Below are 12,129 nucleotides of genomic sequence, written 5' to 3' on the forward strand. Positions count from 1 at the left end.
GCGCCCTATAGCACCTGGCGCAGGAACGCCTGGGCGCGCGGGTCTTTGGGCGCCGCGAAGAACTCGGCCGGGGCCGCATCCTCCAGCAACTTGCCATGATCGAAGAACAGCACCCGGTCCGCCACTTCACGGGCAAAACCCATCTCGTGGGTGACGCAGACCATGGTCATGCCTTCAAGGGCCAGGGTCTTCATCACGTCCAGCACCTCGCCGACCATTTCCGGGTCGAGGGCCGAGGTGGGCTCGTCGAACAGCATCACCTTGGGCTCCATCGCCAACGCCCGGGCAATCGCCACCCGCTGTTGCTGGCCGCCGGAAAGCCGCGACGGGAACTCGTTGGCTTTCTGCGCAATGCCGACCTTTTCCAGCAGTGCCAGGGCCTTGGCTTCGCGCTCCTTCTTGCCGCGCTTGCGCACGACTTTCTGCGCCAGGCACAGGTTTTCCAGCACGGTCATGTGGGGGAACAGGTTGAAGTGCTGGAACACCATGCCGACTTCACGGCGATAGGCATTCACATCGGTTTTCGGGTCGGCCAGTTGCAGGCCATCGATGCTCACCGAGCCCGAATCGAATTCTTCCAGGCCATTGAGGCAACGCAGGAACGTGGACTTGCCGGAGCCGGACGGGCCGATCACCACCAGCACTTCGCCCTTGGCCACCTGGGTGGTCACATGGTCCACCGCGCGCACCACATGCCCGCGGGTATCGAAGACTTTTACCAGATCGCGGACTTCAATCACTTTGGGCGAGCCTCCACTCAAGCCGGCTGGCCATTTTCGACAGCGGCAGGTTGATCAGCAGGTACAGCCCTGCGACGCAGAACAGGATTTCAAACGGCGAGAACGAGGTGGTGATCACTTCGCGACCGCTTTTGAGCAGCTCGGTAATCGCGATCACCGAGACCAGCGAGGTGTCTTTCACCAGGCTGATAAATTGCCCGGCCAGCGGCGGCAACACGCGCTTGAAGGCCTGCGGCAGCACCACATGACGCATCGACTGGCTGGCGCTCAGGCCCAGGGAGCGAGCCGCCTCGTTCTGGCCACGGGTGATGGACTGCACGCCGGCACGGACGATTTCCGCCACATACGCGCCGGTGAACAGCGACAGCGCGGCGATCCCGGCGAATTCCCGGGACAGGTTGAGCACCGTGCCGATAAAGAAGTAGAAAATAAAGATCTGCACCAACAGCGGCGTGCCACGCACCAGCTCGACGTAGATCGTCGACAGATCGCGCAGGGTCGGGTTATTGGACAGTCGGCACAACCCGGTGGCAAGACCGATCGCCAGGCCGAGAATCCCGGATACCACCGACAGCCACAACGTGGTCCACAGGCCCCACATCAAAGGGCCCAACGCCCAATGGCGATTAACCCCGATGACGTCGCCTTCGGCCACATCATCGCCGCGCGCCACTTGCAGGCTGTTGTCGGCCACGCTCACACGCTGTTCGACGCCGGCATCGTTGCGCAGGGTGACTTCGGCCACATCGCCCTTGAGGACCAGCTCCACGACAGTGGAGATGTCCGCAGCGCGCTGGGACTCTTCGGCCTGGTAGGCGAAGTATTGCGGGACCCGGTTCCAGCGCCACTCGTAGGACATCAGCGAGGTGGCGTAATACAAGGCGCCGGCCAGGCCGACCAGCACGACGACGGTCAGCAGGTGCCAGGGCCATTGGGCTTTTTTCTGTTTCATCTACTCAGCATCCAAAAAAATCGAGGCCCGCACACCTGATGTGGCGAGCGGGCTCCCCACATCAAGCCCTCTCACACCAGAAAACAGTCCCGCTTTATTCCATGTCCTTGAGCCACTCGGAGCTCTTGAACCACTTGTCATGGATGCGATCGTAGGTGCCGTCGTTCTTGATCTGGTGCAGGAAGTTGTTGATGAAGTTGATGCTGTCGTAGTCACCCTTCTTCAGGCCGAACGCCAGGGGTTCAAAGGTGAAGGGTTCTTCAAGGAACACCAGCTTGCCGTTACCGACTTTTTTCTCGGCGACCACGTTGTACGGCGCGTCATACACGAAGGCATCGGCCTTGCCGTTGACCACGTCCAGCACACCTTCCTGCTCGTTGTCATAGCCGTGGTACTTGGCCTTGGAGATCAGCTTCTTGGCGACCATCTCACCGGTGGTGCCGAGCTTGGAGGTCAGGCGGTACTTCTCGTCGTTCAGGTCTTTGTAGGACTTGATGGTGCCTTCCAGGTCCTTGCGGATCAGCAGGGTCTGGCCAACCACGATGAAGGGTTCGCTGAAGTTCAGGCGCAGGTTGCGTTCCTGGGTCAGGGTCATGCCGCTGCCGATCATGTCGAACTTGCCGGTGAGGAACGCCGGGATGATGCCGTCATAGCCGGTGGACACCAGCTCCAGCTTGACGCCCATGGACTTGGCCATGGCCTTGAGGATATCGACCTCGAACCCAATGATTTCGCCGCGTTTGTCGGTCATTTCGAACGGCATGTAGGTCGGGTCCATGCCGACTTTCAGCGTGCCGCGCTTGACCGCATCATCGATGGCACCGGCCTGGGCGGCATTGGCCGAAACCAGCGCGGCGACGCCGAGCAGCAGCATCGAAAGATACTTTTTCATCATCAAGTCCCCTGAACGATTCTTATACGGTCGGCGCGCAAAAGGGCTGCACCAATTCGGGGTGCGATCCTAACCCACTCATTGCCTGTCACAAAGGTTTCACGGGTATTTGTTATCTGCGTATGTCGGAAAAGTCCCACAACAACGCAGCCAGCTGCTGGGATAGACGCTTGCGTTGGCAGCGCTGGCAACGGATTGATGTGTAAGAAGTTATGACTTCCAGTCGACCTCTACCAGCCAGTCCATGTCCTTGAACCACTTGTCGTGCAAGCGATCGTAGGTCCCGTCCTGGGCGACTTGATTGAGGAAATGGTTGATCCAGTTGAGGCTGTCAAAATCGCCTTTCTTCACGCCAAACGCCAAGGGCTCAAAGGTGAACGGCTGTTCAAGCGCCAGCAGCTCGCGGTTTTCCGGCAGGCTCAGGGCGATCAGGTTGTAGGGCGCATCATAAATAAAGGCATCGGCGGCACCGTTCACCACTTGGCGCACAGCTTCCCGGGGCGTTGCAAAACTGCTCAAGCGCGCCGCCCCCAGGAAGCGTTGCGCCGCCGCCTCGCCAGTGGTGCCCTGGACGGTGGTGACACGGTAAGTGGCGTCGTCCAGGTCTTCGACACTGGCGACCTTGTCCTTCAGGCTGGGGTGCAGCAACACGGTTTGCCCCACCACGATAAAGGAGTCGCTGAAATTCAGCTTCAGGTTGCGCTCCTGGGTGACGGTCATGCCGCTGCCGATCAGGTCGAACTTTTTCGCCTGCAGCCCAGGCAGCAACTCGGTATAGGGCACGCTGACCAATTCAAGCTCAACGCCCAGGGCCTGGCTCATCACCTTGAGCAGGTCGATTTCAAAGCCAACGATACGACCCTCTTTATCGGTCATTTCAAAGGGGACATAGGTGGGCGTAGTACCCACTTTCAACACACCACGCCGAACCGCATCGTCGATGGCACCGGCCTGCACCAGACCAGCGTGAATCAATGCAATAACGCCGATCAGCAATGCCGAACAATACCTTTTGATCATGAATCCCCCTGTGACCGAGTCAAATTTGGGGGGCGATCCTACCCCACTCGCGGGCACGCAAATACGCCTCGGACAAGGGACTTTTGTTTCGAAATAACAAGGAGTTAGGGCGGTAGAAAAACGCTGTAGGACCCGCGCTTCGAACGCCCCCGAAGTGAACCCTCGGGGGCGTCTGAATCAGGCCGGTTGGGCCTGGGACGACAGCGGTTGCAGCGGCAGTAACGGCGCGTGCGGGTCGGCCTTGATCGAGTTCCGCCAGGCAGCGAGCCACTCGGCATGCCCTTCGCTCCAGACCTGCTCATGCAAGCGGGCCAGGGCTACCGGGTCGCTGAGCAACGCCAGGCGTTCGCCGTTGTTGAGGCCGGCAGGGCCGACTTTCAACGCGTGGCGCACACGTTCGGTACGCAGGTACTCGATGGGCTCGGCCTGACCGTGACGCGAGGTCGCCAGGGCACAGGCCAGTGCGTTCTGCTGTGGGTCGACCACCGAGCGCACAAAGCCGTCTTTCAGCGCGTGCCAACGGTTTTCGTGGGTGTACTTGTCGGTGGACAGCAACGCTTGCGGCGGATTGTATTCCTCAGGGATCAGGAACAGGCTCTCATCGCGGGACTTCAGTCCGAGGTTGACCCGGCTGGAGATCACCGACACCGGGATCGACAGCATCAACGAACCCACGATCGGCACCAGCCACCACAGGAAGCTCGGGTTCAACCACACCACCAGCAGGGCCCAGAAGAAGCCAAGCAAGGTCTGCGTGCCGTGACGCTTGATCGCTTCGCCCCACGGGGTGGAGTCGTCGTCACGCTGCGGCGAGTTCCAGGTCGCGGCCCAGCCGAGGAACGCGGCGAGCACGAAACGGGTGTGGAAAATCATCCGCACCGGCGCCAGCAGCATGGAGAACAGCATCTCCAGCAGCATGGACATCGTCACCTTGAACTTGCCACCGAACTCTTTCGCGCCCTTGGCCCAGATCAGGATGATGCTCAGCAATTTCGGCAGGAACAGCAGCACGATGGTGGTGGAGAACAGCGCCACCGCCTTGTCCGGGTGCCATTGCGGCCACAGCGGGTACAACTGGCGTGGCGCCATGAAGTACTGCGGCTCCATCAGGGTGTTGACCGCCAGCAAGGCCGTCGACAGCACCAGGAACAGGAACCACAACGGCGCCGACAGGTAGGACATCACACCGGTCAGGAACACCGCGCGGTGCACCGGGTGCATGCCCTTGACCAGGAACAGGCGGAAGTTCATCAGGTTGCCGTGGCACCAGCGACGGTCACGCTTGAGTTCATCCAGCAGGTTCGGCGGCAGTTCTTCGTAGCTGCCCGGCAGGTCGTAGGCAATCCACACGCCCCAGCCGGCACGGCGCATCAGCGCCGCTTCAACGAAGTCGTGGGACAGGATGGAGCCGGCGAATGCACCTTTACCCGGCAATGGCGCCAGGGCGCAGTGCTCGATAAACGGTTTCATGCGGATGATCGCGTTGTGACCCCAGTAGTGGGATTCACCCAACTGCCAGAAGTGCAGGCCGGCGGTGAACAGCGGGCCGTACACCCGGGTGGCGAATTGCTGCATGCGCGCATACAGGGTGTCCATGCCCGACGCACGCGGCGCGGTCTGGATAATCCCGGCATCCGGCGTGGCTTCCATCAGGCGCACCAGGCTGGTCAGGCATTCGCCGCTCATCACGCTGTCGGCGTCGAGAACCACCATGTACTTGTAGTCGCCGCCCCAACGACGGCAGAAGTCGTCGAGGTTGCCGCTTTTACGCTTCACGCGACGGCGACGGCGGCGATAGAAGATCTTGCCGAAGCCACCCGCCTCACGGCAAACGTCGAGCCAGGCTTGCTGCTCGGCGATGCAGATGTCGGCCTCGTTACTGTCGCTGAGCACGAAGAAGTCGAAACGATCGAGGTCACCGGTGGCGGCCACCGATTCGAACGTCGCGCGCAAACCGGCGAATACCCGCGGCACGTCTTCGTTGCAGATCGGCATGACCAGCGCAGTGCGCGCGTCTTTCGGAATCGGCTCGTCGCCGGCACTTTTACCGGAAATCCGGTATTTATCGTGGCCGGTGAGCAGTTCGAGGAAGCCCATCAATGCAGTCCAGAAACCGGCCGAGACCCAGCAGAACAGGATCCCGAACATGATCAGGATGCTGGTCTGCAGGGCGTAAGGCAGCACCTGGGTGGCGGTTTGCAGCAGGGTCTGGTTGCGGATCTCGTCGAAGTCGACCAGCGACCAGCCCTGGTACGGCATGATGCCTTTCATGTACCAGCCGGCCACGATGGTCTGGCCGAGCATCAGCACCAGCAGGATATAACGACGAATCGAACCCACGGTACGCCAGCGGGCCGCCGGCAATACGCGCTCATCCTTCGGCGGGGTCGGCGGGTTGCTGCGGCCGGTGATCCGCCGCCAGCCGCGCACCAGGATATTGGTGCGCCACGGTTCAGGCACCACGCGGGTACGGCGGATGGGCGGCGTGGCCTTGAGGCACACGCGCCCACTGGCGTCGAGCCCGAGCATTTCGGCGTCTTGCAGCTCTTCGGCCGTGCTGAGGGTCAAGCGGGGACCCACCGACGCCTGGGCGGCGTCGACGGGTGCATCGAACGCCTTGGACGACAAGCGCTCGTGCAACTCGGTGAAGGATGTGCAGCCCGCCAACTCGGCGCGCTGCTCAGCGGTCATCGGAAGATGCGCCAGGTACTCGGAGAGAGTCTCTGGCTGGACTTGAGAATTACTCATCGGCAGGCAACTGATAGCTCCAGGTTTCGGTCAGGACTTGCTCGGTCTTGATCGGCTCCGGTGTGGCTGGGGCAGCTTCTGGCTGCTTGGCTTCCTTGTCTTTCGCGTCTTTCTTGGCCTGTTTCTCGTGTTGCTTGGCCAGGACCTTGTCGGCCTTCAGCACCTGGGTCGAAACATGCTCAGGCTCAGGCGGCGTGATGTCCTGGACCAGGGCTGCACGCATCTCGGTCGGCTTGCCTGCGTCCTTGATCTTCATACGCAGGGTCAGGCGCCAGCCTTTGGTGTGTTCGTTGTAGCGCACGCTGTTTTCTACCAGCTCGGCATTGTCACTCACGCTCACCTGGCTGCGCACCGGGGCGTCCGGCAGCAGTTTCTTCAGGGACGGGCCCTCGAAGTCCACCAGGTACGCCACGCTGCCATCCGGCTGACGGATCAGGTTGGATTGCTTCACATCACCGGTGGAGCGCAGGGTCTGCTTGACCCAGGCGCTGTCCGGCGAGTGGAACGCGGCATCATCGAGGGTCCAGTGCAGGCGGTAGGCCACTTCCAGCGGCTTGCCGACTTCCGGCAACTCCGCCGGGCTCCAGAATGCAACGATGTTGTCGTTGGTTTCGTCGGCAGTCGGGATCTCGACCAGGTCGACGGAGCCCTTGCCCCAGTCGCCTTCAGGCTCGATCCACGCGCTTGGACGCTTGTCGTAGTTGTCGTCGAGGTCTTCATAGTGGCTGAAGTTGCGACCCCGTTGCAGCAGGCCGAACCCACGCGGGTTCTCCACGGTGAAGTTGCTGACCGACAGGTGTTTAGGGTTGTTCAGGGGGCGCCAGATCCACTCGCCGTTGCCGGCATGGATCGACAGGCCGCTGGAGTCATGCAGCTCGCGACGGTAGTTGAGCACCTTGGACGGCTGGTTGGCGCCGAACAGGAACATGGAGGTCAACGGGGCAACGCCCAGTTTGCTGACCTTGTCACGCAGGAACATCTGGGATTTCACATCGACAACCGTGTCGGTGCCCGGACGCAGGATCAGGCGATAGGCGCCGGTCGCACGTGGGGAATCCAGCAGGGCAAAGATCACCAGGTGCTTGTCACCCGGTTTTGGACGCTCGATCCAGAACTCGGTGAAACGCGGGAATTCTTCACCCGACGGCAGCGCGGTATCGATCGCCATGCCACGGGCGGACAGGCCATAGACCTGGTCCTTGCCGACGACGCGGAAATAGCTGGCGCCGAGCATGGTCATGATTTCGTCTTGCTTGTCGCCCTTGTTGATCGGATACAGCACACGGAAACCGGCGTAACCCAGCTGCTCGGTGGCTTTAGGATCAAACTTCACGTCACCGAAATCGAAGCGAGTCGGGTCGTATTTGATTTCCTGGACGCTGTCGGCGGTCACTTCGTTGATTTTCACCGGTGTATCGAAATGCATACCCTGGTGATAGAAGGACAACTTGAACGGGGTGTTCTGATCGGCCCATTCGGCTTTTTCGTTGCGGAAACGAATCTTCTGGTAGTCCGCGAACTTCATTTCGCGGAATTCGTTCGGCAGATTGCTGCGCGGAGCTTCGTATTTCTGCCCGGCCAGCTCTTTTGCCTTGGCCGACACATCATCCAGACTGAATGCCCACAGTTGACCCGCGCCGAACAGGCAAAACAGGGCAGAGCCCGTCACCAGTGCGTTTCGTAACCGTTTGGCAGACAATTTTGGTGCATTACAGGGACTAACAATCACGAGCAACCCTCGCCGAAAACAGATCAAAAAACCAACGGCCAGCTATCTATATGCCAGGTTGGCGAGCATTGTTCCGACTCCCCTGGGGCAAAATGATTCCCCAGTGGTTACCGGACAAGTCTCTACCTAAGTCAAAAATGGACCAAACAACGCTGATCCCCGTAGCGCGCGATTATCTAGTAGCCCGCGAGACAACGCATCAGGGACAACGAAGTATTTGTAGCGAAACCCTACGTTTTTAGGCATTAAAGTCGTTTTTAATACATTCATGTCTGTAAGAGAAAGGTCACAGGGCCATCATTGACCAAATGCACCTGCATATCCGCACCAAAACGCCCCGAGGCCACCTTGCCATGCAATTGTTGCGCTTGTAACAGCAAGTGATCAAAAAGCGCCGCTCCCAGGGCCGGCGGCGCAGCGGTTGAGAAGCTTGGCCGCAGGCCGCTCTTGGTATCCGCCGCCAGGGTGAACTGCGACACCAGCAGCAATCCCCCATCGATATCCTTCAACGACAGGTTCATCTTGCCCTCGTCGTCGCTGAATACCCGGTAGTTAAGCAGCTTGTGCAGCAGTTTGTCGGCACTCTCGGGCGTATCTGCAGGTTCGACGGCCACCAGCACCAGTAAACCCTGGTCGATAGCCCCGACGATTTCGCCCGCCACTTCGACCCGGGCGCCACGCACCCGTTGCAGCAAGGCCTTCATGCTTCTTCTGGCGGCAGATCAAGCAGGCGCCGTGCCATTTCGCCGGTCGCGCGCACCAGTGCATCGGTAATCCCGGGCTCGGACGCCGCATGGCCCGCTTCACGGATGACCTGCAGTTCGCTGTTCGGCCAGGCCTGATGCAGCTCCCAGGCGTTATCCAGCGGGCAGATCATATCGTAGCGGCCATGGATGATGACGCCAGGCAGATGGGCGATCTTGTGCATATCGCGAATCAGCTGGTTGGGCTCCAGGAAGGAGTTATTGGTGAAGTAGTGGCATTCGATACGGGCGATGGACAGCGCGCGCTGAGGCTCGGAAAAGCGCTCCACGTGCTGCGGGCTCGGGCACAGGCCGAGCATGCGCCCTTCCCAGCCGGACCAGGCCTTGGCGGCGTGCATCTGGGCGATCTGGTCGTTGCCGGTCAGGCGCTTGTGGTAGGCCGCGATCATGTCGTGACGCTCATCGGCGGGAATCGGCGCGATGTAGTCCTGCCAGTAGTCCGGGAACAGGCGGCTGGCACCGGCCTGGTAGAACCATTCGATGTCCTGGGGGCGGGCGAGGAAAATACCGCGCACGATCAGGCCATGCACACGCTCGGGGTGGGTTTGCGCGTAGGCCAGGGCCAGGGTCGAGCCCCAGGAGCCGCCGAACAGCACCCATTTGTCGATGCCAAGATGTTCGCGGATGCGTTCGAGGTCGGCGACCAGGTCCCAGGTGGTGTTGTTTTCCAGGCTGGCGCGCGGGGTGGAACGGCCGCAGCCACGCTGGTCGAAGGTGACGATGCGGTACAGGTTGGGATCGAAATAGCAGCGGCTCTGGGCATCGCAACCGGCGCCAGGGCCACCGTGGATGAATACGACAGGCAAGCCTTCGGGGGAGCCACTTTCATCGACATACAGCGTGTGGGTGTCATCGACGGCCAGATCGTGCCGGGCGTAGGGTTTGATCTGCGGGTACCAAGTCTGCATTGCGCGCTCCGTAGGGGGTCGGGTTCATCCCTGGGGGGACGTCTTTTATTTTGCCGTCTGGCACTATAAACCCGAATTGTGCAATGAGCATGTCCTTGAGCGCTTAGAGCTGCGTCAGCAGTTCGCTCCTCAGGTAATCCAACAGGTAGCCGTACAGCCGATCCACCTCCGGGGCCTGGCCCTTTGCGCGTAGACAGCCGTGGACCAGGCCTTTGCCCGGATACAACAGTGCAGGCACACCGGCCTGTTGCAGGCGCTCGGCGTACAGCATGCCGTCGTCGCGCAGCGGGTCGAATTGGGCGACTGCGATCAAGGCCCTGGGCAAACCACTGAGATCCTCGGCCAACAGCGGCATGGCATAGGCCGATGGTTTATCCAAACCGCGCAGGTAGAGCGCCAGGTAGTAGTCGGTGTCGGCAGTGCTGAGCAGCGGAGCGTCCATGCAGTCACGGCGCGAGGGCAAATCGGCCGGGCCGCCCAGCCCGGGGTAAATAAGGACCTGGGCCCGCGGCATAGGCTGGCCATCATCGCGCAACCCCAGGCACAACGCCGCCGCCAGGTTGCCGCCCGCACTGTCACCGACCACTGCCAGGCGTTGCCGATCGATGGCGTGTGGCGCCTGTCCTTTCTGGATCGCCTGCCACACTGCGCGGCAATCGTCGTAGGCGGCCGGGAATGGGTGCTCGGGCGCCAGGCGGTAGTCGATGGCGATCACCAGCACCCGGAGGGCATTGGCCAGCTCGAAGCAGATGAAGTCATGGGAATCCAGGCCGCCGACCACCCAGCCACCGCCGTGTATATAGAGGAGACATGGCCAGCCATCGGCGGGTGGCGGTGCAGGGGGCAGATAACTGCGCACGTCCACGCCGGCCAGGGTGAAGTCCGTGAGCTGCAAGCCTTCCGGTTTCGGCGGGGTGAATGCCTGGCACATGCGCTGGTAACTTTGGCGCTGGCTCGTCAGGGAAGAGTCGGCGCAGGTGAAGGACTCGGTTTTTGCGACGAAGGCGGCGAGTTGCGGGGATATCGGGTACATACGCGATGATCTCTGGCGCGGCGGGTTCAAGGTCGGGGGTTTCCGATTGCGATGGATCAGTCACTTGATAGGTTGCCCGGCATGGCGCTATCGGGGCAGTCGTATCTACACATCTTCGGTGAAAGAATAATCTAAGGTAATGAAGTCCTTGTGGTGAGCGGGCTTGCCCCGCGCTGGGCTGCGAAGCAGCCCTAAAACCCCACACGCTGAGTACTAACAGAAAATCCCGGCGCCTTTATTGGGGCTGCTTCGCAGCCCAGCGCGGGGCAAGCCCGCTCACCACAGCGTTATGCGTCAACCCTCAAGATACCCATAGCTATCGGGGGCTGCACTTGGCTTAGGGTTTGAGGTAGGCCTGGAGCGACGCCAAGCCGTCGCTGCCATCAAATGCTGTAACCCCGGCCAACCAGCGCTGCAAATCCTCGGGGTGGTCGCGCAGCCATTGCCTGGCCACGTCCTGCGGTGACTGGCGCTCCATGATCGGCACCATCAACTGGCTTTCCTGGGCGGCGGTGAAGGTCAGGTTCTCGAGCAATCGGTTAGCGTTGGGGCAGCGTTCGGCAAAGTCCGGCGCGGTCACGGTGGAGACCGTGGCGCGCCCTTCGTCAGGACCGAACACGTCTTCGCTGCCAGTGAGATAGGCCATTTTCATATTGATGTTCATGGGGTGCGGGGTCCACCCGACAAATACCACGAACTCCTTGCGGTTCACTGCGCGCTGCACCGCCGCCAACATGCCAGCCTCACCGGAAGCCACCAGCTTGAAGCCGCCCAGGCCGAAGTGGTTGGTGTCGATCATTTTCTGGATATCGGTATTGGCGCCGCTGCCGGGCTCGATGCCGTAGATCTTGCCGCCCAGCTTGTCCTTGAAGCGGGCGATGTCGGCAAAGGTCTTCAGCCCGGCGTCAGCCACGTATTGCGGCACGGCCAGGGTGGCCTGGGCATCGGCGAGGCTGGGTTTATCAAAGACCTTGACCTGCCTGGCGGCCAGAAACGGCGCGATGTTGTTGTCCATCGCCGGCTTCCAATAACCGAGGAACACGTCCAGGCGTTTATCGCGGATACCGGCAAAGATGATCTGCTGCACGGCGCTGGTCTGCTTGCTGTCATAGCCCAGGCCGCTGAGCAGCACGTCGGCCATGCCCGAGGTGGCGACTACATCGGTCCAACTGACCACGCCCATGCGAATGGATTTGCAGGAGACCGGTTCGGCGGCCATGGCTTGGGCACTGAGGAGTGCGGCGCCGGTGAGGGTCAACAGGTAACGGTTGAACAGTCTTTTCATGAAAGAGGTCTCACTCGGCAGCTTTTATTATGGGAAGTGGCGTCTGGTGCGCCATAAC

General features: G+C 61.0%; 9 protein-coding genes and 1 pseudogene. All 10 read right to left on the reverse strand.

Annotation, left to right across the window (positions count from 1 at the left end; all coding sequences use genetic code 11):
- Positions 1-5 precede the first annotated feature (5 nt).
- Positions 6-740 carry an amino acid ABC transporter ATP-binding protein gene (locus B9N88_RS13680; protein WP_027605038.1) on the reverse strand — a complete coding sequence of 245 codons (735 nt, stop codon included), beginning with the start codon at positions 738-740 and terminating at the stop codon, positions 6-8.
- Positions 733-1,692 carry an amino acid ABC transporter permease gene (locus B9N88_RS13685; protein ID WP_027605039.1) on the reverse strand — a complete coding sequence of 320 codons (960 nt, stop codon included), beginning with the start codon at positions 1,690-1,692 and terminating at the stop codon, positions 733-735. The genes B9N88_RS13680 and B9N88_RS13685 overlap by 8 nt, the downstream gene beginning before the upstream one ends.
- A 94-nt stretch (positions 1,693-1,786) precedes the next feature.
- A complete protein-coding gene (locus B9N88_RS13690; protein ID WP_027605040.1) occupies positions 1,787-2,584 on the reverse strand; it encodes a transporter substrate-binding domain-containing protein in 798 nt (265 codons plus the stop codon).
- Positions 2,585-2,794: 210 nt separating this feature from the next.
- Entirely contained in the window at positions 2,795-3,604 is an 810-nt protein-coding gene (locus B9N88_RS13695) for a transporter substrate-binding domain-containing protein (RefSeq protein ID WP_027605041.1), read from the reverse strand.
- Positions 3,605-3,779: 175 nt separating this feature from the next.
- Positions 3,780-6,352: pseudogene (gene mdoH, locus B9N88_RS13700) on the reverse strand (glucans biosynthesis glucosyltransferase MdoH); the annotation flags it as partial.
- Positions 6,345-8,024 carry a glucan biosynthesis protein G gene (locus B9N88_RS13705; protein ID WP_222935589.1) on the reverse strand — a complete coding sequence of 560 codons (1,680 nt, stop codon included), beginning with the start codon at positions 8,022-8,024 and terminating at the stop codon, positions 6,345-6,347. The gene B9N88_RS13705 and the pseudogene mdoH, both read right to left, overlap by 8 nt.
- A 323-nt stretch (positions 8,025-8,347) precedes the next feature.
- On the reverse strand, positions 8,348-8,785 hold the full coding sequence (dtd, locus tag B9N88_RS13710; protein WP_027605044.1) for a D-aminoacyl-tRNA deacylase: 438 nt from the start codon (positions 8,783-8,785) through the stop codon (positions 8,348-8,350).
- The gene (gene pip / locus B9N88_RS13715; RefSeq protein WP_027605045.1) at positions 8,782-9,753 is read right to left on the reverse strand and encodes a prolyl aminopeptidase; all 972 of its coding nucleotides are present in this window, start codon (positions 9,751-9,753) and stop codon (positions 8,782-8,784) included. Before pip ends, dtd begins: the two co-directional genes overlap by 4 nt.
- Positions 9,754-9,856: 103 nt before the next feature.
- Positions 9,857-10,786, reverse strand: a complete 930-nt coding sequence (locus B9N88_RS13720) for an alpha/beta hydrolase (RefSeq protein WP_027605046.1) — start codon at positions 10,784-10,786, stop codon at positions 9,857-9,859.
- A gap of 337 nt (positions 10,787-11,123) precedes the next feature.
- Positions 11,124-12,071, reverse strand: coding sequence for a choline ABC transporter substrate-binding protein (locus B9N88_RS13725; protein ID WP_027605047.1), 948 nt, complete (start codon positions 12,069-12,071; stop codon positions 11,124-11,126).
- Positions 12,072-12,129: the final 58 nt, after the last annotated feature.

The organism is Pseudomonas sp. LAMO17WK12:I1 (assembly GCF_900177315.1).
GTDB lineage: Bacteria > Pseudomonadota > Gammaproteobacteria > Pseudomonadales > Pseudomonadaceae > Aquipseudomonas > Aquipseudomonas marginalis.